Raw genomic sequence first — 22,600 nt, forward strand, 5'->3', positions numbered from 1 at the left:
CGGCAACTCATGTCGCCAGAGAGAATTCTGACGCCGTGTCCAACGAGTTGCGTCGGGAGCGGAAACCCTCCCGGTGAGTCCTCATATGAGATCCCTGAGCTCCATGAAAGGCCGCGCGAAAGGGCCGCGGGGCTAGCTCGGCAGGCCGTTCGCCGGAAGGCCCGGCGGGCCCGGCAGGCTCGGTCTGGGCAGCTTGCCGCCCAGCAGGGTCGCGGCGACGGTGTTGACGAGACTCGTCACCGAGCCGGTGACCGCCGGTGGCACCTGAGCGGCGTCTCCTGAGGTCACCGCCTTGATCAGCTCGTCGATCGCCTTCTGCAGCGCGGCCAGCGCGTCGCCGATGACGTCGGCGGGGGCCACGCTCGCGTTGACACCGCTCCTCGTGGGGGCGGGGAGCGTGTCGGCCGGGAGGGCCGGGGCCGTCGTGGTGGCCTTGGCGATGGCGTCCTTCACGGCGGTGCCGAGCCGGTTCGCCTCGGCGGCGGAGAGCTGGCCGTTGTCGGCCTTGAGCACGGAGTCCAGCAGGTCGGTGACCGGGGTGAGTACGCCGCCGAGGTCACCGAGGCTCTTCACCTGGGCGAGGAGCGCGTCCGCGTCGGGCAGGGGCGCACCGGACGCCGTACGGGCGCGCTCCCGGGCCGGGTCGGCGGCGACGGCGGCCGGGCCGGCCGTGCCGACCAGCAGGGCGGCGCACAGTGCGGTGGACGCGATGCGCCGTGCGGGCAGACCACGCATGGGTGTTCCTTTCGATGAGCATCGGATCTGTGCCCACCGTGAATTCACCCACCGGGCCCCGCAACCGGTGTCCCCCGTTCGGGGAAACGCAGACCGGCCGCTCTTCCGCGCGCGAAACACGGGAGAGCGGCCGGCCGACGGAGCGACGTGTGAACGTCAGTCGTTCACGCACTGGTTGCCGAACGCCGGGTTCAGCAGAGCGATGATGTCGACGGTGTTGCCGCAGAGGTTGACCGGCACGTGCACCGGAACCTGGACGACGTTGCCCGACAGCACACCCGGGGAGTGAGCGGCGACGGCCTGCGCGCCACTGTCGGCGACGGCGATGCCCGCACCACCGGCGACGGCCGCGGCGGCAACGGAGGTCAGGGCCAGGCCCTTCGCGATACGCGACATGGAGAGTTGCTCCTTGGGGGTTGACGCAAACACCCGGGCGGGGATGCCCGGCGCTGTGTCAACGCGCGGCGCCCTCGCGGGTTGTGCGGCCAAAGGGGTGATCTACCGGGATCCCGCGTGTGCGATTCCGACACGGATGACCGGTTTGACAGTAATAGTCCGGAACGCGGCTAGAGTTGCGGATCTCCGACGCCCCCACAGACGGCACGTCGCACGCAACGGGGCGCCGTATTTTCCGGAAAGGGCAACGCCGGTCATGCGTAATTCCCCGGGTCCACTGCTGCGCCGTGCGATGGCCGGCGTGCTCTGTCTGGCGGCCCTCGCCGCGCCGGTCTGCGCCGAAGCGGCGGTCTCCGCCCCGCCGACCGCCCCGTCGGCCGCGGAGGCGCGGCGGCTCCCCTTCACCGAGCGGTACCGCGCGACTCAGCACGGCGGCATCGTCCGCGCGGCCAACATCTCCATCAGCTGCCGTGCCACCGGCGCCCGGGCCGCAGCCTCCTGCCCGGCCGCACGCGCGGGCGGGAAGGGGGTCAACGGCGGCTTCGACATGTTCTACGTCGACGTGGACCGCGACCCCAACACCTACAACTCCTCCCGTGCCGGGGTCCGGCTCCCCGAGGGCTCACGGGTGACGTACGCGCGCCTGTACTGGGGCGGCAATCTGCGGGTGGGCGAGCAGAAACCGCCGAAGGACAACGGGCGGGTGCTGATCGCCGAACCAGGCGGCGAGTACAAGGCGCTCCTCGCGGACACGGTGGTGGGTCACCGGGTGACGCACGGCGCGGACGCGTACCAGGCCTCGGCGGACGTCACGAAGCTGGTCCGGGAGAGCGGTTCGGGCCTGTACACGGTCGCGCAGGTCAATGTGGCGATGGGCAGGTCGACGGCCGGGGCGTGGGGCGGCTGGACGCTGGTGGTGGCGTACGAGAACGCGGCCCAGCCCCTGCGGCACCTCTCCCTCTGGGACGGCTTCGACGCCCTGAACTCCCGTACCGTCCAGGAGATCCGCCTGGGCGGCCTGCGCCTGCCGAGGAACGGCACCGGCCGGGCCGGGCTCGTCGCGTACGACGGCGACCGCGGCCGCACGGGTGATTCGTTCACCGTGTCGACCGGCCGCGGTTCGAACACCGTGCTCGCCGGTCCCGCAGGCCCCCGGGACGACGTACTGAACTCGACGATCTCCGAGGTGGGGGCGCCCACGCCGGAGCGTGTGCCCTCGTACGCGCACACGCTGGGTTACGACTCGGACGTGTTCGAACTCGGAAACGCCCTGCGCGACGGCGGTGACCACCTGGCCTTCCGGCTCGTTTCCCACCGGGACGCGGCATGGGCCGGCGCGCTCTTCGTCGTCGTCGACGCCCGGCAGTAGGCCCGTTCCGGCCCGTCCCGAGCCCGTCCCTGAGCGAGGAAACCGCGCAATGCACCAGTCAGCAACCGACCCCAGGCCGCGGGTCCTGCACCTCACGCAACCCGTGGACGGCGGGGTGCCCCGGGTGGTGACGGACCTGACGCGGGCCCAGGTCGCCGCCGGTCTGCACGTCACGGTCGCCTGCCCGCGCGGCCCCCTCACCGCGGACCTGCGGGCCCTGGGCGCGGACGTACGGCAGTGGGAGGCGACGCGCTCGCCGGGTCCGACACTCGTTCGAGAGGTACGGCGGCTCGCCCGGGTGATCGAGGAGGTGCGGCCGCATCTGGTGCACGCGCACAGCGCGAAGGCCGGACTGGCCGGGCGGCTCGCCGTGCGGGGACGGATCCCCACCGTGTTCCAGCCGCACGCCTGGTCGTTCGAGGCCGTCGGCGGCGTCACCGCCGCCCTCGCGCTCGGCTGGGAGCGGGCCGGATCACGCTGGTCCGCGCGAACCGTGTGCGTCAGCGAGGCGGAGCGCCGAACGGGGCTGCGGGCCGGGATCGCGGGGCGGTGGAGCGTGATCCCCAACGGGATCGACACCGAACGCTTCCGTCCCGCCACCGCGGACACCGTACGGGCGCAGCTGCTGCCCGAGGTCGATCCGGCGGCACCCCTCGTGGTGTGCGTGGGGCGGCTGTGCCGGCAGAAGGGACAGGACGTCCTGCTGCGGGCGTGGGACACGGTGCTGCGCCAGGTACCGGACGCCCGGCTGGTGCTGGTCGGGGACGGACCCGAGCGGGACCGGCTGCGCGAACGGGCCCCGCGGTCCGTGCTCTTCACCGGGGCCGTCGCCGATGCCGTGCCCTGGTACCGGGCCGCCGATCTGGTCGTGCTGCCCTCGCGCTGGGAGGGCATGGCGCTCGCCCCGCTGGAGGCGATGGCCTGCGGGCGGCCCGTGGTGGTGACGGACGTGGACGGCGCCCGGGAGAGCCTGCCGCCCGCCCTCGCACCGCACTGCCTGGCGCCCCCGGAGAACCCGGCGGCACTGGCCGGCGCCGTCGCCGAGCTGTTGCTCGACCCGTCGCTGCGCGAGTCGCTCGGCCACCGGGGCCGCCGTCATGTCCTGTCCACCCACGACGTGCGGCGCACGTCCGAGGCGGTGGCGGGCCTGTACCGCGACCTGCTCGACGCCGAGCTCGCCGCGCGCGTCGCGCCCACCGAGCACAGGGAGCCCATCCACTCGTGACCGCGGAAAGCACCGTCCCCTCCCCCGGCGGACAGGCCCGGGACCTCGGATTCTCATCCGTTTCGATCATGCCGCCGCGCGACCAGGGAGCCGGATTCCGGTTCCCCGCCCGCCGGCCCACGGCCCGCCCCGCCTCCCCGGTCCCGCTGCTCACCGCGGACCTTCTCGCCGGCCTGGTGGGGGCGTTCGCGCTCAGCGGCGACCGGTTCCGGCCGCTGCTGGTGGCCGTGCTGCTGGCCGCGTCGATACTGCTGCGCCCGCACCCGCCCCGTCAGGTGGCCGGCGTCCTCGACGAACTGCCCGCCGTGTGCGCCAGGATCGCGGTCGCCTGGCTGGTCCTCGCCGCCGCGGTGGCCTCGTACGACGCGGACCGGGCGCTCTCCCCGGCCACCCTGGCCGTCGGCTTCCTGCTCCAGTCGGTGGCGGCCTGCGTGGGCCGCGGCACCGTGCGCCGGCGCCAGCGCGTGACCCGGCTGGTCCGTCCGCGCGCCGCCCTCGTCATCGGCCCCGCGGCGACCGCGCAGCGCGTGGCCGCCGCCGTACTGCGCCATCCGGGCTGTGGCGTACGGCCGGTGGGGATCGTGAGCGAGCAGTCCGACGGCGGTGAGGGGCTGCCCGTGCTGACGACCGGCGAGGAGGTCGAGCGGGCGCTCATCCAGAACGGCGTACGGGACGTCCTGATCGTGCATCCGTCCGTACGGTCCCGGCAGGGGCCGTTGCTGCGGGCGCTCGCCGAGTCGGGGTGCGCGGTGTGGGAGATCGACGCGGAGTCACCGTCGTACGAGATGAGGGAGCAGCTCGCCGGGTTCTCCTGCCGGCGTCTGGTGATGGGGTCGCGGCGGCGGGGCAGCGCCGGGAAGCGGGCGCTGGACGTGGTCGTGTCCGGGACGCTTCTGTTGCTGGTCAGCCCGCTGCTGCTGGTGTGCGCGGCGGCACTGCGGCTGAACGGCGGGCCGGGGGTGGTGTTCCGGCAGGAGCGGATCGGCATCGACGGCAAGCCGTTCACGCTGCTGAAGTTCCGCACCCACCGGCCGGTCGACGCGCACGAGGCGGCGACGCGCTGGAGCGTGGCGAACGAGCACCAGATGCCGTGGCTGTGCCGCTTCCTGCGCCGTACCTCGATGGACGAGCTGCTCCAGCTGTGGAACGTCCTGCGGGGCGACATGAGCCTGGTCGGCCCGCGGCCCGAACGCCCTTACTTCGTTGCGAAGTTCAGCCAGACCTACCCCGGTTACGCGGCCCGCCACCGGATGCGGACCGGCATCACCGGGCTCGCCCAGGTCCACGGTCTGCGCGGTGACACCTCGATCGAGGACCGCTGCCGGTTCGACAACGCCTACATCGACAACTGGTCGCTGTGGCAGGACATCTGCATCCTGCTGCGCACCGCGGCCGCGCTCGTGCGTCCGACAGGGAGCTGAGCGCGCATGAGTCTCGCACTGAACCTGCCGAGGGTGCGGGAGCTCTCTCCCGTTCTGCCGGTGGTGGCGGTGGTGGCGCTGCTGGCGCTGCCGGTGTCGCCGACCGCCGAGAGCGGTGCGGGGCCGGCCGACGCGGTCTCCGGACTGGTGGTGCTGTACTGCGTGGTCCGGCTGCTGCGGGAGCGGCGGCGCCCCCTGTCGCGAACGGCCGCCGTCGTCCTCGGTCTGCCGGTGGCCGCGCTGGCCGTCGCCGCGGTGGGCGCGTCCTCGCCGGTGGCCGGGCTCACCGGTATGGGCCGCTATCTCCAGGTGTTCGTGCTGGTCCCGGTGGCCGTACTGCTGCTGGTCCGGGACCGGCGCGACTTCCGGCTGCTGGCCTGGTCGTTGGTGGCCCTGGCCGGGTGGCAGGGGGCGATCGGCGTGCACCAGTACGCGACCGGGACCGGCGCCTCCTACCAGGGGGCGGACATCCGGGCCGTCGGCACCTTCGGGCCGGCGGACGTGATGGGGATGGCGACCGTCGTCTCCTTCGGGCTGGTCTGCGCGCTCGGGCTGGCGCTCGGACGGACGTCGGTACGTCAGCGGGTGGTCGCCGCCGGGTGCGCGCTCGCGCTGCTGCTGCCGCTCGCGTTGTCCTTCAGCCGGGGCGCGTGGATCGCCACGGCCGTGACGTGCTCGGTGCAGCTGGTGCTGGCCGGGGTGCGGCGGGCGCTGTCGGTGGGGGCCGTGGTGGCTGCCGTCGGCGTGGTCCTGGTGGGCGGGTTCGGGCTGGGTTCGGCGCAGCTGCAGGAGCGGATCGACAGCATCACGCAGGTCACCGACGCCCCCGACCAGTCCGTGACCGACCGGTACACCATGTGGGCGGCGGCCGTCGGCATGTGGCGCGAACAGCCGCTGACCGGTGTGGGGTTGAAGGGCTTCCCCGAGCAGCGGGACGGGCACGCCTCGCTGGCCCTGTCCGCCGGCAGTGACACGGAGGGTGCGGGCGCGGCCTTCCGCCGGCAACCGCTGCTGTCCCCCCACAACATGTATCTCCTCGTGCTCGCCGAACAGGGTCTGACCGGCCTGCTCGCCCTCGCGGGCAGCTGGCTGGCCCTGCTGGTGTGCGGGCTGCGGGGACTGGTGCGGGCACGCGGGTCCGGGCGCGGGCTGGACTGCGCGCTCGTCGGCTGCGGACTGCTGGTGTGGCAGCTGACGGACTTCGCGTACGCGGACATCGGCGGCCCCTCGACGGTGCTGACGGCGGTGTGCTTCGGGGTGGTGGCGTGGTGGGCGCTGGTCGGGAGCGGGGCGGTGGCGGCGCGGGACGGGAGCGGTTCCGCACAGGCGCGGGACGGGGCCGGCGAGACCGAGGAGGCCGGAGCGCGATGACGGCGACACCTCCGCGTGCCCCGACATCGGCCGGGTCTGACGCCGCTGAACCCGGGCGAGCTTCCGGGTCGGCTGGGTCCGGCGCGGACTTTGGGCAAGCTTCCGGGTCGGCGGGGCCGGGGGCGGACCCTGGGCCGGCTTCCGGGTCGGCCGGGTCTGACGCCGACCTCGGGCCGGCTTCCAGGTCGGCCAGGTCGGGGGCGGACCCTGGGCCGGCTTCCGGATCGGCCGGGTCTGACGCCGACCTCGGGCCGGCTTCCAGGTCGGCCAGGCCAGGCGCGGACCCTGGGCCGGCTTCCGGATCGGCCGGGCCCGGCGCCAACCCTGGGTCCGCTTCCGGTGCAGCCAGGTCTGACGCCAACCCTGGGCCGGCTTTCGGGTCAGCCGGGCCGGGCGCCAACCCTGGGCCGGCTTCCGGATCGGCCGGGTCTGCGTCCGGCGCGGGCCCCGCTTCCGGGTCCGCCGGCTCTGCCCCCGCCCCCCTCCTCGCCGACGCCCCGCTTCCCGTGCCCACGGCGCGCGGTGCCGTCGACTCGCCCGCCGGGGTTCCCGAACTTCCTCCCGTTTCCCGGCGTTTCCTTGCCAAGGCCACCGCCGTCACCGCCGCCCTGTCCGTCGCCGGGGCGCTGCTCGGGCTGGTGCGGGATCAGTCGCTGGCCCGGTTGTTCGGGGCCGGCAGCGGGACGGACGCCTTCCTGGTGGCGTGGACCGTGCCGGAGTTCGCGGCCACGCTGCTCATCGAGGACGGGCTGGCCTTCGTACTGATCCCGGCGTTCAGCCTGGCCCTCGCCCGGCGTGCCCAGGGTGCCCCGGGCGACCCGGTCCGCGCCCTGGTCGCCGCCACGCTGCCCCGTCTGACCCTGGTCTTCGTCGCCGCGTCCGCGCTGATCGTCGTCACCGCCCCCTACCTGGTCGAGGCCCTGGCGCCGGGCCTGCCCGACCCCGCCCTGGCCGTGGACTGCACCCGGCTCACCGCGACCTGTGTGCTGAGCTTCGGGCTCGCCGGGTACTGCAGCGCGGTGCTGCGGGCCCACCGGCAGTTCCTGATGCCGGGCGCGATCTACGTGGCGTACAACGCCGGCATCATCGCGGCGATGTTCGTGCTGGGCGGCGACTGGGGGGTGCGTTCGGCCGCCGTGGGTGTCGCGGCCGGCGGTGCCCTGATGGTTGCGGTCCAACTTCCCGCGGTGTGGCGGCAGTTGCGGCGCTCCCCGGTGCGTCGGGAGGAGCCCGCCGAGACCCCGGACCGGGCGGTGACCCTGGCACTCGTCGCCCCCGTCCTCCTCTTCGCGCTGTGCCGGCAGTCCCAGGTCCTCGTCGAGCGCTTCCTCGCCTCCGCCCTGCCCGCCGGGGCCATCTCGCACCTGAACTACGCGCAGAAGGTGGCCCAGATCCCGATGACCCTGTCGTTGATGCTGTGCACGGTCACCTTCCCGGTGGTCGCGCGGGCACTGGCCGACGGGGACACCGAGCGGGCCCGCGCCCGCGTGGAGCGGGACCTGGCGCTGGCCGCCTGCACGGTGCTGCTCGGTGCGGCCACGGTGATCGCGTGCGCCCCGCAGATCATCGAAGTCCTCTTCCAGCGCGGCGCGTTCACCGCCCGGGACACGGCGGCCACGGCGGACGTGATGCGCGTGTACGCCCTGGGGCTGCTCGGCCAGACCCTGGTCGGCGCGCTGGTCCGCTCGTACTTCTCGGCCGGCCGCCCCACCTGGTACCCGGTCTGCGCGATGGCCGGGGGCATCCTCGTCACCTCGTGGTCCGGCGCCTTGGCGGTGGGCCCCTGGGGCGTGTCCGGGATCGCCGCCGCCAACGCCGCCGGGATCACCGTGACGGCGGCGCTGCTGCTCGCCGGCATGGGGACGGCGTACCGGGGCGTCGCGCGCGGTATCCCCGTCCGTACCCGGCAGGTGCTCGCGGAGCTGAGCCGGCCGGTGTGCGCGGCCGCGGTCGCGACGCCGGCGGGCGCGCTCGTCGCGAGCCGCACCGGGGAACCGCTGCCGGGACTTCTGGCGGGGGCGGCGACCGTGGCCGCCGTGTTCGTCCTGGTCGGCCTGGCCCTGGGCGCCCAGGGCTTCGCACCCGCCCTCCGTTCCGTACGGGCCGCGGCCCGTGCCCTCACCCGAAGGCTCACACATGGCCGTTGACTCCTCCGCAGGCACCCGCACGGCGCCCCGCCGCGGTCCCGCTCCCTGGGTGGCGATGTACCACTCGGTGTCCAACTGCTCGGACGACCCGTACCGCATCACCGTCACTCCCGAGCGGCTGGAGCAGCAGCTGAGATGGCTCGCCCTGCGGGGGGTGCGGGGCGTGTCCATGGCCGAGCTGCTGGCCGCACGCGCGCGCGGCGAGGGCCGGCGCCTGGCGGGGCTCACCTTCGACGACGGCTACGCCGACTTCGTCGACCATGCCCTGCCCGTGCTGCGCCGACTGGACTTCGGTGCCACCCTCTTCGTACTGCCCGGCCGGCTCGGCGGCGACAACGCCTGGGATCCGCTGGGCCCGCGCAAGCCGCTCCTGACGGCGGACGGCATCCGGCAGGCGGCGCGGGCGGGGATCGAGATCGGCTCGCACGGTCTGACCCACGTCGACCTGACCACGGCGGACGACCTCCGGCTGAAGGCGGAGGTCGTCGAGAGCCGGGCCGCGCTGGAGGACCTGCTCGACGCACCGGTGGAGGGCTTCTGCTACCCCTACGGCACGCTCGACCAGCGGGCCGTCGAGGCCGTGCGGAGCGCCGGATACCGGTACGCCTGCGGCATCGACCCCGGCCCGCTCACCGGTCCGCACGCCCTCCCCCGCGTCCACGTCGGACAGAACGACGACGCCGTACGCCTGTTCCTGAAGTACCGGCTGCACCGGCTGCGGCGCCGCCCCGTGGAGGGTCTGTGACATGAGGGCCCTGCACATCATCACCGGCCTCGGCGTCGGCGGCGCCGAGCAGCAACTGCGGCTGCTGCTGCGGCACCTGCCCGTCGACTGCGAGGTCGTGACGCTCACCAACCCGGGCGCGGTGGCCGACGGGCTCACAGCCGACGGGGTGCGGGTCACGCACCTCGGCATGGCCGGCAACCGCGACCTGGCCGCGCTGCCCCGGCTGGTCCGGCTCATCCGCCGGGGCCGCTACGACCTCGTCCACACCCACCTCTACCGTGCCTGCGTCTACGGCCGGCTCGCCGCGCGCCTCGCGGGCGTCCGGGCGGTCGTGGCCACCGAACACTCCCTCGGCGACTCGCAGATGGAGGGACGCAGGCTCACCTCGGGCGTCCGGGCGCTGTACCTGGCCAGTGAGCGGCTCGGCCGTTCCACCGTCGCCGTCTCCCCCACGGTCGCCGACCGGCTCAAGCGCTGGGGAGTGCCCGCGCCACGGATCGAGGTCGTGCCGAACGGCATCGACCTGGACCGCTTCCGCTTCGACCCGGAGCGGCGGCTGCGCACCCGGCAACGGCTCGGACTGCCGGAGACCGCGTACGTCGTCGGCGGCATCGGCCGGCTCACGGCGGCCAAGCGGTTCGACGTACTCATCCACGCGCTCGCCCAACTCCCCGCTGACTACTGGCTGTTGCTGGTCGGCGGTGGTCCCGAGGAGCACGTCCTGCGGCGCACCGCGCAGGCGGCCGGGGTGGCGGACCGCGTCCTGTTCACCGGCGAACGCCCCAGCGTGCCCGACGGATCTCCTGGTCCCGACCTTCCCTCGCTCACCTCCGCGATGGATGTGCTCGCCTCGGCGTGCCCCGAGGAGGCGTTCGGTCTGGCCGTCGTGGAGGGCCTCGCCGCCGGGCTGCCGGTGCGCTACGCCGCCTGTCCCGCGGTCGAGGACCTGCCCCCGCACTCCGCGCCGGCCGCGCGCCGTGTGACCGGCGGCCCCGACGCGTTCGCCCGGGCGCTGGCGGCGGCCCGCGCCGAGGGCCCCCTCCCGCGCACCGTGCCCGACGCCGCCCGCCACTACAGCATCGCCCGCAGCGCCGCGCGGCTCATGGACGTCTACGCGGCGGCCCACTCCTCGCCCTCGTCACCCCACGGAGTCAGTTCCTCATGACCGAGAATCCCACCGGCGCCCGCCGCCCGTCCCGCGTCCTCACCCGGGCGAGGTCGCTGCCGGCCTGGTCCCTGCTCGCGGCCGGTGTCCTCGCCGGCGGTCTGCTCGGCGGCACGTACGGCCTGGCCAGAACGCCGACGTACACGGCCACCAGCTATGTCGTCGCCGTACCGACCGAGAAGTCCGACTCCGCGACCGCGCTGGGCTTCGCGCAGGCCTACGGCCGGGTCGCCCCACAGCTCGCGGTGCTCGGGGACGCGCAGGTGTGGGCGGGCGTGCCGGTGAGGACGCTGCAGTCGAGCGTGCAGACGGCGACCTCGCCGGACGCGCCGATGGTCGCGATCACGGCCACCTCCTCGCGCCCGGACCTCGCCGCCGACATGGCCAACGCCGTCTCGCGCGCGCTGACCCGGCATGCGAACGACTCCCAGGCCGACACCCATGTCGAGCTCCGGCAGTTCGCCCGCGCCACCCGCCCCGCCGGACCGTCCTCGGCGTCGCCGTCGGTGACGGGTCTGGTGGGGGCGAGCGCGGGCGGTCTGCTCGGCGGCCTGGTGCTGCTGGTCCGGCCCCGGCGGGCCACGGAGGAACCCGCACGACCGCCGTCCGTACCCAGCCCGGCCACCGCCGCCGACGTCCACGGACAGCTGTGAAGTACACCGTGGAACTCGTCACCGACGACACCGCCTTCGCCGAACTCGCCCAGGACTGGCGCGAGTTGTACGGGAGGTGCGCGGCGGCGACCCCGTTCCAGAGCCACGCCTGGCTGCACTCGTGGTGGCTGTCCTACGGCCGACGCGGCCGGCTGCGCCTCCTGCTGGTCCGTGACGGCCCCGAACTCGTCGCCGCCGCCCCGCTGATGCGGGTACGACGTCCGGTGCCGACGCTCGTGCCGCTCGGCGGGGCGATCTCCGACTACGGGGACGTCCTGCTGGACGACGAGCGCGGCGAGGAGGCGGTGACCGCCCTCACCGAGGGGCTCGCCTCGGCGGCCCGCACCGCGCTGATCGACTTCCGCGAGGTACGTCCCGGGGGCGCGGCCGAGCGGATCTACGACCGCTGGCGCGGCCCGCGTCGAAGGGTGAGCGACTCGCTGTGCCTGGAGCTGCCGGCCGTACCGATGGACGAGCTGGTCGCCCGGCTGCCCTCGGCGAAGGCCCAGCGGGTGCGGGCCAAGCTGCGCAAGCTGACCGCGCTCGGCGTCGAGCGTCAGGTGGTGCGGCCGGAGGAGGTGGACACGGCGCTGCGACGGCTGCTGGAGCTGCACCGACTCCAGTGGCAGGGGCGGAAGGTGACATCCGAGCATCTGCGGCCGCGGTTCTGTGACCACCTGGTGCGGTCGGTCGAGCCGATGGTGCGCTCGGGGGACGCCGTGGTCACCGAGTTCCGCCTCGGCGAGGACGTGGTGGCCGTGGACCTGACGCTGCTGTCGCGACGGCTGGCGGGCGGCTATCTCTACGGCGCCCATCCGCGGCTGCGGGAGAGCAAGGCGGACGTGGCGGTGATGCTGCTCGACGCGTGCGCCGAGCACACCCGTACCGGCGGGCCCGGCACGCTGAGCCTGCTGCGCGGCAACGAGCCGTACAAGCATCACTGGCGCCCCGAACCGGTCGTCAACCAGCGGTTGTTGCTGGCCCGGCGGCGCACCGCCCCGCTGCTGTCGGCGACGCTGTGCGACGTGGCCGCCCGGCGGCGGGGCAAGGAACTGGTGCGACGGTGGAGGGAGCGCGGTGGCGACGGGCCGTGACCGACCCGCCGCCATCTGGGTCTCACCGGCTGCGCGACCACCAGTCGAAGCGCAGGCACAGCTTCCCGCCGAGCCAGTACTCGACCCAGTCGCCCAGCTGCACCGGGGAGCAGTTGGCCGGGGGCACGGGCGTGGCGGCCGGTGCGGTCGGAGTGACGGGTGCGGAAGGAGTCACCGGAGTCGTCGGTGTGGTGCTTCCGCCGGGCTCGGTCGGCTGCGGGGTCGGGTCGTCGGTGCGGCCGAAGAGCACGGACCGGTACACCTGCGAGGACCTGGGGTTGTCGGCGCACTGCCAGACACCGTGCGGACAGTAGTCCGTCAGCGTGTTGTAGAGCGGCTTGTGCACGTCCATCCACGCGAGCATGCTCCGCATGTACGCGGAGTTGTCACCGTTGCGGAAGAGTCCCCACTCCGGGTAGGAGATGGGCTTTCCGTGCGCCTTCGCGAAGTCCACCTGGGCCTGAAGGCCGTACGGCTCCTTCACCTGCTCGTCGAACGACAGCCCGGTCGGCTGGTCGTACGAATCCATGCCGATGATGTCGACCGTGTCGTCCCCGGGGTAGCACTCCGTCCAGGGAACGGCGTCCCGGCCGCGGCTCGGGGCGAAGTCGAAACGGAACTTCTGGCCCGGCACCGCGCGCATCGTGGTGACGATCCTCTTCCAGTACGTCTTCCACGCCTCCGGGTCGGGTCCGCAGCGGTGGGTGTACGTGGTGCCGTTCATCTCCCAGCCGAGGACGACGATCGTGTCCGGCACCTTCAGCTCGACCAGCCGCTCGGCGAGCGCGCGGAAGTGGCGGTCGAAGGCCCCGTCGGCGGCCCGGCGCAGCAGCTGCCGCACCTCGGCGTCGGAGACGTTCTCCTCGTTGCGCTCCATCATCGGCACGTTGAGGACGAGCATCCGGTCGGCCTGCCGGGTACGCCAGTCCGCCCAGACGTCGAGGAAGCCGTGCCGGCCCTCGATGTTGGTCCAGCGGTCGCCGGGCAGATAGGTGTGCCCGACGCGCAGCTCGGCACCGCCCAGCCACTGACTGAGCTCGGCGATCCGGGCCACGCCTCGGGGGCCATAGTCGAGGTAGGCGCCGAAGGCGGGGCCGGCCTTCGCCGGCGGGACCGGCGTGACGGGGACGGGCGAGACCGGCGACACCGGTGCGGCCTGCGGACTCGGTGGGATCGGCGGGGTGACCGTCGGCGCCGGGACCGACGGGGTGACCGTGGGTGTCGGAGCGGGAGGATCGGCGACCCGCGCCGTCCCCGCGGCGAAACCCGGACCCGACCCCAGGACGACCGACGCGGCGACCGCCGCCATGGTGACCGCCAGTCGTCGGGAACGGGCCCCTCGCTGCTGTGAGGACATGCCTGCTCCTTTCTCTCCGATAACTGACACTCAGTCACATCAATACGACCAACGCCACCGCGGTTGCGGCTTTCGAGTGCACCGATCGCCCGCCCGAGTGAAACCACCCGAAGGAAATGCCCGTGTCGCTGCTCGACACCCGCGTCCCCGCCGTCCTGCTGCGGATCGACCGGAATCCCTTTCACCACGGAACGCTGGGGGCCGTACGCTCACTCGGCAGGGCGGGGGTCCAGGTCCATCTCGTCGCCGACGCCACCGGAAGTCCCGTACGCAATTCGCGCTTCGTACGCCAGATCCACCCCCCGCCGCCGCCCGGCGCCTCCCTCGCCGACATCGCCGCCGCACTGCGCCGGATCGCGACCGGCGTCGCGCGTCCGGCCGTGCTGATCCCGATGGACGACGCGAGCGGCATCGCGGTGGGCCGGCTGCGTGAGGAACTGGCCCCCGCCTACCTCCTGCCGCAGCAGCCGGGCACGCTGCCCGAACGCGTGGCCGACAAGGCGGAACTGGCCGGGGTGTGCGCGGCGGCGGGGGTGCCTCATCCGGAGACGGTCATCCCGGAGAGCGCGGAGCACGCCGCGAGCGCCGCCCGGGGACTGGGGCTCCCGTTGATCGCCAAGTGGAGCCGGCCCTGGCTGCTTCCTGCCGGGGCCGGGCTGCGCAGCACGGTCGTGGTCCGCTCGGCGCAGGAGGCGCGGGAACTGTATCTGCGGACCGGGGAGGCCGGCAGCCGGCTGCTGCTGCAGGCCTTCCTGCCTGCGGGCCCCGACCGGGACTGGTTCTTCCACGGGTACGCCGACCGCTCGGGGGCGGTGTGCGGCGGCGGCCCCGGCGTCAAGTCGCGGGCCTGGCCGCGCGGCGCCGGACTGACGGCGGTCGGCCGCTGGGCACCCAATCCGCAAGTACAGCTGCTCGCCGAGCGGCTGGCGGGCGAGCTGGGCTACCGCGGCATCTTCGACCTCGACTTCCGCCGCTGCGGCACGACGGGGCGCTATCACCTCCTCGACTTCAACCCGCGCCCCGGAGCCCAGTTCCGGCTCTTCACCGACACCGCCGGGCTGGACGTCGTACGCGCCCTGCACCTGGACCTGACCCACCGTCCGCTGCCGGACGGGGCGCCGCTGCCGGGGCGGGAGTTCGTGGTGGAGAACTACGCCCCGCTGAACGCGCTGCGGCCCGCCCCTCCCGCCGGCCGCGAACTGGCCTGGAACGCGCGCGACGACCGGGGGCCCGGGCGGGCCCTGTGGGGCCTGTGGGGGCGTCATGTGTCGGGTCGGCTGCTGGATCGCGTGCGGGGGGCGGCGGGCGCGACCGCCTCCGCCGGCGAGTCGCCGACCGCCCCGTCCCACGACCTGCCCCACGACCTGTCCGAGAACGTCTCCGATGACGTCTGCGATGGCGTCTGTGACGACGTCTGTGACGAGAAAGCGAGCAGTTGTTGATGTACGACCTACTGGTGGTGGGCGCCGGGCCCTACGGCCTGTCCATCGCCTCCCACGCCGCGGCCGCCGGGCTCAGGCTGCGTGTCTTCGGCCGCCCCATGGCGTCCTGGCGGGACCACATGCCCCGCGGCATGTTCCTCAAGTCGGAGCCCTGGGCCTCCAACCTCTCGGATCCGGACGGCCGTTGGCAGCTGGACCGGTACTGCGCGGACCAGCGGACGGCGGCCCGGCACGGGGAGCCGATCCCGGTGGAGACGTTCGCCGAGTACGGTCTGTGGTTCGCGCGCAACACCGCGCCCGAGGTCGACGAACGCATGGTGACCCGGGTGACCCCCTGCCCCGGCGGCTTCGAGGCGGTCACGGAGGACGGACAGGTCGTGCACGCCCGTACGGTCGCCCTGGCGGTCGGCGTGATGCCCTTCGTCGAGATCCCGCCGGCCCTGCGCGACCTGCCCCCGTCCCTCGTCTCGCACAGCAGCCACCATCACGACCTCTCCCGCTTCCGCGGACGGGACGTGACGGTCGTCGGGGGCGGCCAGGCGGCGCTGGAGACCGCTGCCCTGCTCGCCGAACAGGGCACGCGAGTACGGGTGTTGGTGCGCGCCGACCGCCTGTCCTGGAACGACGTGCCACCGCCGTGGGAACGCCCCTGGTGGCAGTCGGCCCGCGCCCCGCACAGCGGCCTGGGCTGCGGCTGGCGCAACTGGTTCTACGCCGAACGCCCCGGCCTCTTCCACCGCCTCCCGGAATCGACCCGCACCCGCGTCGCCGCGACGGCACTCGGTCCCGCGGGCGCGTGGTGGGTGAGGGACCGGGTCGAGGGGGCGGTGGAGGTCCTGCCCGGTCACGAGGTCGCGGCGGCGGGGCCGGTGCGGGACGGGGCCGGGGTACGGCTGGAGGTGGTGCACCGGACCGGCGGCGAGGGGACCGGAGTCCTGGCGACCCTGGAGACCGACCACGTCATCTCGGCCACCGGGTTCGCGGCCACCTGTGACCGCCTGACCCTTCTCTCCCCCGACCTGCGCGCCGGCCTCACGAGCGGCGCGGCCGGTTCACCCCGGGTGACCTCCGTCTTCGAGTCCTCACACCGCGGCCTGTTCCTGGCCGGCCTGATCACCGCGCCGGGGTTCGGCCCGGCGATGCGGTTCGTGCACGGAGCGGCCTACACGGCGGGGACGCTGGTACGGGGGGTGCGGCGCCGGCTGCGGGCCGGGGACGTGGGAGCGGCGGTTCCGGCGCCGGGGAGGCGGGGGCACAGCGGGGCACCGGCGGGTGTGCGCGGCTGACGCCCGTCGAGCCTCGGATGCGGTGTCCCGGGTACCGGGCCGCGGGTGCCGGACGTTCGCCGTCCGGCACCCGGCGCACTACCGTCGGGAGGCGGCTCGGCCGCGGCGGTACAGGACGACCCCACCCACGATCATCGCGGCGCTGGCACCGGAAGCGGCCAGCATGGCCTCGGCACCGGTGTGCGGCAGCTGGGGCGGAGGCGTGTGATGACCACCGGGAGGCGGGCTGTTCTCACCACCGGGGGGCTGCGTGTGGTCGCCCGGAGGTGGCGTGTGGTCACCACCGGGGGGCGGCGTGTGGCCGCCTGGAGGCGGGGAGTTCTCGCCACCGGGCGGGGGCGTGTGGTCACCGCCAGGGGGCGGCGTGTGGTCCCCCGGCGGAGGTGTGTGATCGCCGGGCGGAGGTGTGTGGTCACCACCAGGAGGTGGCGTGTGATCACCGGGAGGCGGCGTGTGGTCACCGCCAGGAGGTGGGGTGTGGTCGCCCGGCGGAGGCGTGTGATGGCCACCGGGAGGCGGCGTGTGGTGATCACCAGGCGGAGGCGTCTGGTCCCCGTACCCGCCGCCCTCCTCCTGCCCGGAGTCGCCCCCGTACCCGCCGCCCCCTTCGTCCCCGGAGTCGCCGCCGTAACCGGAGTCGTCGCCATGCGGCACGCCGCGTGAGCCGGGTCTGCCAGAACTCGGTTCATCGGCGCAGGAGTTGCCGAACGCCGGATCGAGCGCGGCGACCACGTCGACGGAGTCTCCGCAGGCGTTGACCGGCACCTCGACGGGCGCCGCCACACTGTCGCCGGACAGGACGCCGGACGAATCCGTGGCGACCCCGCTCGCGTGCGTGCCGGCGAGGACGGGGCTGCTGCACAGGGACAGAATGCTTGTCGCAGCGGCGGCCGCGACCATTCCCCTACTCAGGGTCTGTCGCAATCTCGTTGTCTTCCTGCTTGTAGAAGTGGGAAAAGCCGGCCCCGGACGGAATCGAGCGGTCCAAGGCCGGCCAGGTCAGCCGGTACGGCTGAGGTGTTACGTGGTCAGTGGTTCACGCACACGTTGCCGAACGCCGGGTTCAGCAGACCAACCACGTTGACGGTGTTGCCGCACACGTTGATCGGGATGTGGATCGGAACCTGCACCACGTTGCCGGAGAGGACACCCGGGGAACCGATGGCGGCGCCCTGCGCGTCGGCGTCCGCGAAGGCCGGGGCGGCCACGCCGAAGGCCATGATCATGCCCGCGGCGACAGCGGCGGTCTTCTTCATGAGATTTCCCTTCTCTGCGGTCATGCCCCTTTGTCGGCATGTGACCGAGCGAGCACAGACGGAACGGCTCGCGTCATGACCTGCAGGCTGTAGAACGAGGGATAGCCGACGGAGAAACTACCGAACGCGTGGCGCGGCAGAATTCACTCGATTGCACTCCGCGGTCACTCTTTTCACCTTCGAGCGCGTGGCAAAAGGTGCACGCAGAAAAGCCGGACGACCCGCAGACAGTGCTGCGAGCCGTCCGGTCAGTCGGATTCGACTTACTTCTTGTCGTTGCTCTCGGAGTTGGCCGACAGAACCGACAGGTCCTCCAGGACGTGCGACAGCGCGCCGTCCCGCTTGGACTGGGTGGAGTTGTCGGAGCACTGCTGGGTCAGCTGGTCCGACAGGATCGGCACGTCCTGGACGTTGACGACCTGCAGGACACCGACGTTGGTGTCGCTCAGGCCGAGGCAGGGCTTGTTGAGCGTGCCCTGGACCAGCGAGAGCTGGGGGCTCATGTCACCCTTGGTCGCCGAATTGCCGAACGACGACGTGGCGCCGTTACCGTTCGCCACGGTCGGCCCGTTGTCGTTGCCGATGGCAAGCGCCGTCGGAGCTGCCGCCACCGACATTCCAACGACAGAAGCGGCGGCCGCCGCGGCGGCCATTGCCTTCTTAAGCACTTCGCGTTCCTTTCCTCGTAGCGACACAATGCCCTACTGCCACATCAACCCGGCACGTGAGGAATGGTTGCGGGCGTTCACTCCATTGGCCCTATGGCTCTTCAGGGGGGCTTCCGGCCGTCATCGGGTTCCGGGGGCGTTCCGGGCCGCTCCTCGCTATCCGCCGTCGGAGTGAACGGGAGAAACCTCGTCGGGGGCAGGCAGTTAGCCAGAACGCTCCGGTCCACGGGGCTTCCTCAGAAAGGACTGGCCAGTGATCAAGAAGATTGTTGCCACCGCGGCGATGGCCGCGTCCGCCATGGGTGCCTCCGCCGCCGCGGCTCCGCAGGCACTCGCGATCGGCAACGACCAGGGGCCGACCGTGGCGAACGGCAACGGTGCGTGGCAGAGCTTCGGCAACTCGAGCACCTACGGGAACATGAGCCCGCAGATGGCGCTGATCCAGGGTTCCTTCAACAAGCCCTGCCTCGCCGTCAGCGACCTGCCCATCGGTGTGCTCCAGGTCGTCAACGTCCAGGACGTGCCGATCCTTTCGGACCAGCAGACCCAGCAGTGTGCCGAGAACTCGACCCAGGCCAAGCGGGACGGTGCGCTGGCCCACCTGCTGGAGGACGTGTCGATCCTGTCCACCGCCGAGGAGTCCAACGGCAAGAAGTCCGACGACAAGAAGTCCGACCACTGATTCCGGGCCTCACTGGTCGAGGCCGAAGGGGCCGCCGAGCATCTCGGCGGCCCCTTCGGCGTGTCAGTGCCCGTACAGCGCCTCGATCTCCTGCGCGTAGGCCGCCGTCACCACATGCCGCTTGACCTTCAGGGACGGCGTGAGCATGCCGTTGTCCTCGGTGAACTCCCCCTCGACCAGCCGGAAGGCGCGGATCGACTCGGCGCGGGAGACGGCCGCGTTGGCGTGGTCGACGGCCTTCTGGATGTCGGCGCGCAGCCGTTCGTCCTTGACGAGTTCGGCGTGCGGGGTGTCGGCGGGCAGTCCCCGGACCGACAGCCAGTGGGCCATCGCCTCGGGGTCGAGGGTGATCAGGGCGGCGACGAAGGGGCGGTTGTCGCCGACGACGAGGCACTGGCCGACGGGGGCCCGGCTGCGCAGGCGGTCCTCCAGGACGGCCGGGGAGACGTTCTTGCCGCCGGAGGTGACGAGGAGGTCCTTCTTGCGGCCGGTGATGGTGAGATAGCCGTCCTCGTCGAGGGCGCCGAGGTCGCCGGTGGCGAACCACTCGTCCTTCAGGACGGCGTCGGTGGCCTCGGGGTTGTTCCAGTAGGCGCCGAAGACGACCCCTCCCTTGATGAGGACCTCGCCGTCGTCGGCGATGCGGATCGAGGTGCCGGGAATCGGCTGTCCGACCGTGCCGGGGCGGGGATGCAGGGGCGGGACGATGGTGGCGGCGGCGCTGGTCTCGGTGAGGCCGTAGCCCTCGTAGATGATGATCCCGGCCGCGGAGAAGAAGAGGTTGAGTTCGCGGTCCAGGGGTGAGCCGCCGCTGATGGCGTAGCGCATGCGGCCGCCGAGTTCCTTGCGGATACGGCGGTAGACCAGCAGGTCGTACAGGCCCCAGGCGGCGTAGAGGCCGGGGCCCGGTCCCTTGCCCCGGCCCAGGAACCTGTTCAGGTACGCCTCGCCGAAGCGGACGCCGATGCGGTGGGCGCGGTCGAAGGAGGCGGCGCGGCCCATCTTCTCGGCGGTGGCGCGGCCGGTGGCGTGGATCTTCTCGAAGAGGTACGGCACGCCGACCAGGAAGGTGGGCCGGAACTCCTTGAGTGCCGGGCGCAGTTCGTCCGGCTTGATGCTCGGGCAGTGCCCGATCTCGATGCGGCCCATCAGACAGGCGATCTGCAGGGTGCGGCCCATGATGTGGGCGAGCGGGAGGAACAGGAGGGTGGAGGCGGTCTGGTCGGTGACCTCCTTGAAGATGGGGTGGAGCAGCTCGACGGTGTTGGCGGCCTCGGCGTGCAGGTTGGCGTGGGTGAGGACGCAGCCCTTGGGGCGGCCGGTGGTGCCGGAGGTGTAGCAGACGGTGGCGATGGTGTCGGGGGTCAGGGCGGCGCGGCGCTTGGTGACCTCCTCGTCGGGGAGGTCGCGGCCGAGGGCGGTGAGTTCGTCGAGGGCATCCGAGTCCAACTGCCATACGCGCGGCCTCACCGGGTGTCCCGCGGTGCCGGTGGTGACCGTCGCCGCGTTCCCGGCGTTCTCGGTCACGATGTGGCGGGCGCCGGAGTCGCGGACGATCCAGTCCACCTGCTCGGCGGAGGAGGTGGCGTAGACGGGGACGGTCTGGCCGCCGGCCGCCCAGATCGCGAAGTCCAGGACCGTCCACTCGTAGCGGGTGCGGGACATCACCGCGACGCGACCGCCGGGTTCGACGCCGGCGGCGATCAACCCCTTGGCCACCGCGGTCACTTCGCGGGCGAAGGCGGCGGCCGTGACGGGCTTCCAGGTCCCTTTTTCCTTGCGGTGCAGCACCACCGTGTCGGGCGTCTCGGCCGCGTTGGTGAAGGGGAGGTCGGCGATGCTGCCGGTGGCCGGACGCGGGGCGAGGGGCGGTGTCCGGGCCTCGCGTACGACACCGTCCTCGTCCCTGATGACCTCGACCTTGGTGCGACTCGCCAGGTCGGTGCGCTGCTTCGCCCTCTTCAGGTCCTTGCGTACGCCCATGGTGGCTCCCCGGTCGGCTCCGACTGGGTGGCTAACTTACTCACAAGTAAGAAAAGGTCAATGGGTCCGGCGTCAGTCCGTGAGGTGCCGTGCCTGGCGGATGGTGTCGGCGAGCCCGCGTACCGCGCTGTCCTCGGTTTGGTCCGCCAACTTCTCTGCCCAGTCGGCGAGTTCACTCAGGGAGAGCCTGCCCGGCAGGTGGTTGTCGGCGTAGTCGCCCCGCAGGGCGTCGGCGAAGTAGGCGGCCACCGCGTCGACCTGGAAGCGGGGGTTCGCGTCCCGCAGCGAACCGTCGAAGGTCTCCAGTGCGGCCGACTTCTCGTGCAGGGCGCGGGACTTGGGGTCCTGCCAGCGGACGGTGGCCGTGGCGAGGTGGCCGTCGGCATCGGGGCGGGTGTGGACGGCGTAGAGCGCGGTGACCGTGTGGCCGGGGCCGACCTCGCCGCCGTCCACGCGGTCGTCGCGGAAGTCGTCGTCGGCGACACGGCGGTCGTCGTAGCCGATGAGGCGGAAGGAGGCCACGGTCTCGGGGTCGAAGGCGACCTGGGCCTTGGCGTCGCGGGCGGTCAGGTCGATGTTCTGCGGGAGCTGCTCGCAGAAGACCTTCTCGGCGTCGTCGCCGGAGACGTAGACGGTGTGGCCGTCGCCCTTGTCGGCGAGGCGTTCCATGAGGGCGTCGCCGTAGTTGCTGCCGACGCCGACGCCGAAGAGGGTGATGCCGTGCTCGCGGCGGGCGGTGTCGATGCGGTCGAGGATGGCGTCGGCGTCGGTCTCGCCGTCGTTGGCGAGGGCGTCGGAGATGAGGACGACCCGGTTGGTGGCGCCCTTGCGCAGGCCCTCGACGGCCGTCTTGTAGCCGGTCTCGACGCCCGCGCCGAGGTTGGTGGAGAACGTCGGCTCCAGGCTGTCGACGGCCTCGCGGATCCGGTCGCGGTGGCCGCCGAGGCGGGTCATCGGCAGGACCTTCCTGGCCCGGTCGCTGAAGGTGACGAGGGCGACCGAGTCGTCGTCGCGCAGCCGTTTCGTCATGGTGTCGAGGGACCGCTGGGCGAGGTCGAGGCGGCCGGGTTCGGACATGGAGCCGGAGATGTCGATGACGAAGGTGAGGGCGGCGGGCGCGCGGTCGTCCGCGTTGTCCGGTGCGCTCCTCGTGGCCAGGCCCACGCGGACCAGGGACCAGTCGTCGCGGTCGGTGCGGGCGCCGTCGACGGTGACCGTGAAGCCGTTGCCGTCGGGGCGCTTGTAGTCCTGGCGGAAGCTGTTGACGAACTCCTCGGGGCGGATCGTCGAGGGTGCGGGGCGGCGGCCCTCGGCGAGGGTGCGGCGGGCGTAGCCGTAGGAGGCGGTGTCCACGTCGAGGGCGAAGGTGGAGAGGTAGTCGGGGGACGGGGTGACCTGGTCACCGCGGGACTCCTGCGAGTCCTGTTCGCCCTGTGGCTGGTTCGGGGCCGGGAAGGCCGGGGCGTTCGAGTCTCCCCTCGCTCCGTCTGCGCTGTTCCCGCCTCCGCTGTCGCCGTCACCGCAACCGGTGAGCAGGAGTCCGCCCGCCAGTGTGAGGGCGAGCATCACCTGTCGTGTCCGCTGTCGCTCCATCGTCCGTACCCCCTGGGCCTGTTGACGTCG

The 22,600-nt window shown here is 72.9% G+C and carries 21 protein-coding genes and 1 pseudogene; 13 read left to right on the forward strand and 9 right to left on the reverse strand.

The genetic code is table 11. The features are described 5' to 3' along the window. Window positions 1-132 precede the first annotated feature (132 nt). Together ACGFWE_RS14090 and chpG are read right to left on the reverse strand one after the other, a co-directional pair. Window positions 133-735, reverse strand: a complete 603-nt coding sequence (locus tag ACGFWE_RS14090) for a hypothetical protein (RefSeq protein WP_393600021.1) — start codon at window positions 733-735, stop codon at window positions 133-135. A gap of 156 nt (window positions 736-891) precedes the next feature. Continuing rightward, a complete protein-coding gene (gene chpG / locus ACGFWE_RS14095) occupies window positions 892-1,131 on the reverse strand; it encodes a chaplin ChpG (RefSeq protein WP_352384114.1) in 240 nt (79 codons plus the stop codon). 256 nt (window positions 1,132-1,387) lie between these two features. Between chpG and ACGFWE_RS14100 the strand changes: the two genes are divergently transcribed. The 9 genes from ACGFWE_RS14100 (at window position 1,388) to ACGFWE_RS14140 (ending at window position 12,303) form a co-directional block, all read left to right on the forward strand. Further along, window positions 1,388-2,500: a DUF3344 domain-containing protein gene (locus tag ACGFWE_RS14100; protein WP_393600022.1), complete on the forward strand. Its 1,113-nt coding sequence runs from the start codon at window positions 1,388-1,390 to the stop codon at window positions 2,498-2,500. 49 nt (window positions 2,501-2,549) lie between these two features. Continuing rightward, the gene (locus ACGFWE_RS14105; protein WP_352384118.1) at window positions 2,550-3,725 is read left to right on the forward strand and encodes a glycosyltransferase; all 1,176 of its coding nucleotides are present in this window, start codon (window positions 2,550-2,552) and stop codon (window positions 3,723-3,725) included. Then, window positions 3,722-5,146 (forward strand): exopolysaccharide biosynthesis polyprenyl glycosylphosphotransferase, encoded by a 1,425-nt coding sequence (locus ACGFWE_RS14110; protein ID WP_393600023.1) that lies wholly within the window; start codon window positions 3,722-3,724, stop codon window positions 5,144-5,146. The genes ACGFWE_RS14105 and ACGFWE_RS14110 overlap by 4 nt, the downstream gene beginning before the upstream one ends. A gap of 6 nt (window positions 5,147-5,152) precedes the next feature. After that, on the forward strand, window positions 5,153-6,517 hold the full coding sequence (locus ACGFWE_RS14115; protein ID WP_393600024.1) for an O-antigen ligase family protein: 1,365 nt from the start codon (window positions 5,153-5,155) through the stop codon (window positions 6,515-6,517). A 506-nt stretch (window positions 6,518-7,023) separates the two neighbouring features. Continuing rightward, window positions 7,024-8,664 (forward strand): lipid II flippase MurJ, encoded by a 1,641-nt coding sequence (gene murJ, locus ACGFWE_RS14120; protein WP_352384123.1) that lies wholly within the window; start codon window positions 7,024-7,026, stop codon window positions 8,662-8,664. Further along, the gene (locus ACGFWE_RS14125) at window positions 8,654-9,409 is read left to right on the forward strand and encodes a polysaccharide deacetylase family protein (protein ID WP_393600025.1); all 756 of its coding nucleotides are present in this window, start codon (window positions 8,654-8,656) and stop codon (window positions 9,407-9,409) included. The genes murJ and ACGFWE_RS14125 overlap by 11 nt, the downstream gene beginning before the upstream one ends. Before the next feature lies 1 nt (window position 9,410). Continuing rightward, window positions 9,411-10,556 (forward strand): glycosyltransferase, encoded by a 1,146-nt coding sequence (locus tag ACGFWE_RS14130; protein ID WP_393600026.1) that lies wholly within the window; start codon window positions 9,411-9,413, stop codon window positions 10,554-10,556. Continuing rightward, window positions 10,553-11,209 carry a lipopolysaccharide biosynthesis protein gene (locus ACGFWE_RS14135; RefSeq protein ID WP_352384128.1) on the forward strand — a complete coding sequence of 219 codons (657 nt, stop codon included), beginning with the start codon at window positions 10,553-10,555 and terminating at the stop codon, window positions 11,207-11,209. Before ACGFWE_RS14130 ends, ACGFWE_RS14135 begins: the two co-directional genes overlap by 4 nt. Beyond that, complete coding sequence (locus ACGFWE_RS14140) at window positions 11,206-12,303, forward strand: GNAT family N-acetyltransferase (protein ID WP_393600027.1); 1,098 nt, start codon at window positions 11,206-11,208, stop codon at window positions 12,301-12,303. The genes ACGFWE_RS14135 and ACGFWE_RS14140 overlap by 4 nt, the downstream gene beginning before the upstream one ends. Before the next feature lie 22 nt (window positions 12,304-12,325). Here ACGFWE_RS14140 and ACGFWE_RS14145 read toward each other — a convergent pair whose 3' ends face one another. Further along, window positions 12,326-13,660 carry a glycoside hydrolase family 26 protein gene (locus ACGFWE_RS14145; RefSeq protein WP_393600028.1) on the reverse strand — a complete coding sequence of 445 codons (1,335 nt, stop codon included), beginning with the start codon at window positions 13,658-13,660 and terminating at the stop codon, window positions 12,326-12,328. Between the two features lie 116 nt (window positions 13,661-13,776). On the opposite strand from ACGFWE_RS14145, the gene ACGFWE_RS14150 reads away from it, so the two are divergent. Both ACGFWE_RS14150 and ACGFWE_RS14155 read left to right on the forward strand, forming a co-directional pair. Next, the gene (locus ACGFWE_RS14150) at window positions 13,777-15,102 is read left to right on the forward strand and encodes an ATP-grasp domain-containing protein (protein WP_393600029.1); all 1,326 of its coding nucleotides are present in this window, start codon (window positions 13,777-13,779) and stop codon (window positions 15,100-15,102) included. Further along, on the forward strand, window positions 15,102-16,388 hold the full coding sequence (locus tag ACGFWE_RS14155) for an NAD(P)-binding domain-containing protein (protein WP_393600030.1): 1,287 nt from the start codon (window positions 15,102-15,104) through the stop codon (window positions 16,386-16,388). The genes ACGFWE_RS14150 and ACGFWE_RS14155 overlap by 1 nt, the downstream gene beginning before the upstream one ends. A 78-nt stretch (window positions 16,389-16,466) precedes the next feature. On the opposite strand, the gene ACGFWE_RS14160 is transcribed toward ACGFWE_RS14155, so the two are convergent. Further along, window positions 16,467-16,577 carry an LPXTG cell wall anchor domain-containing protein gene (locus tag ACGFWE_RS14160; protein WP_352384387.1) on the reverse strand — a complete coding sequence of 37 codons (111 nt, stop codon included), beginning with the start codon at window positions 16,575-16,577 and terminating at the stop codon, window positions 16,467-16,469. 333 nt (window positions 16,578-16,910) lie between these two features. Between ACGFWE_RS14160 and ACGFWE_RS14165 the strand changes: the two genes are divergently transcribed. Beyond that, window positions 16,911-17,051 carry a hypothetical protein gene (locus ACGFWE_RS14165; protein ID WP_352384394.1) on the forward strand — a complete coding sequence of 47 codons (141 nt, stop codon included), beginning with the start codon at window positions 16,911-16,913 and terminating at the stop codon, window positions 17,049-17,051. An 87-nt stretch (window positions 17,052-17,138) separates the two neighbouring features. Here the strand turns inward: ACGFWE_RS14165 and ACGFWE_RS14170 are convergent. The 3 genes and pseudogenes from ACGFWE_RS14170 to ACGFWE_RS14180 form a co-directional block, all read right to left on the reverse strand. After that, window positions 17,139-17,288 (reverse strand): annotated as a pseudogene (locus tag ACGFWE_RS14170) (chaplin family protein); the annotation flags it as partial. A gap of 128 nt (window positions 17,289-17,416) precedes the next feature. Next, entirely contained in the window at window positions 17,417-17,644 is a 228-nt protein-coding gene (locus tag ACGFWE_RS14175; RefSeq protein ID WP_352384136.1) for a chaplin, read from the reverse strand. A gap of 263 nt (window positions 17,645-17,907) precedes the next feature. Further along, window positions 17,908-18,312, reverse strand: coding sequence for a rodlin (locus ACGFWE_RS14180; RefSeq protein WP_352384138.1), 405 nt, complete (start codon window positions 18,310-18,312; stop codon window positions 17,908-17,910). Between the two features lie 253 nt (window positions 18,313-18,565). On the opposite strand from ACGFWE_RS14180, the gene ACGFWE_RS14185 reads away from it, so the two are divergent. After that, the gene (locus ACGFWE_RS14185; RefSeq protein WP_352384140.1) at window positions 18,566-18,994 is read left to right on the forward strand and encodes a rodlin; all 429 of its coding nucleotides are present in this window, start codon (window positions 18,566-18,568) and stop codon (window positions 18,992-18,994) included. Between the two features lie 63 nt (window positions 18,995-19,057). On the opposite strand, the gene ACGFWE_RS14190 is transcribed toward ACGFWE_RS14185, so the two are convergent. Beyond that, window positions 19,058-20,977 carry an AMP-dependent synthetase/ligase gene (locus ACGFWE_RS14190; protein WP_393600031.1) on the reverse strand — a complete coding sequence of 640 codons (1,920 nt, stop codon included), beginning with the start codon at window positions 20,975-20,977 and terminating at the stop codon, window positions 19,058-19,060. Between the two features lie 72 nt (window positions 20,978-21,049). Continuing rightward, window positions 21,050-22,570: a von Willebrand factor type A domain-containing protein gene (locus ACGFWE_RS14195; protein ID WP_393600032.1), complete on the reverse strand. Its 1,521-nt coding sequence runs from the start codon at window positions 22,568-22,570 to the stop codon at window positions 21,050-21,052. Window positions 22,571-22,600: the final 30 nt, after the last annotated feature.

The sequence above is a fragment of the Streptomyces sp. NPDC048523 genome (assembly GCF_043199815.1).
Classification (GTDB): Bacteria; Actinomycetota; Actinomycetes; order Streptomycetales; family Streptomycetaceae; genus Streptomyces.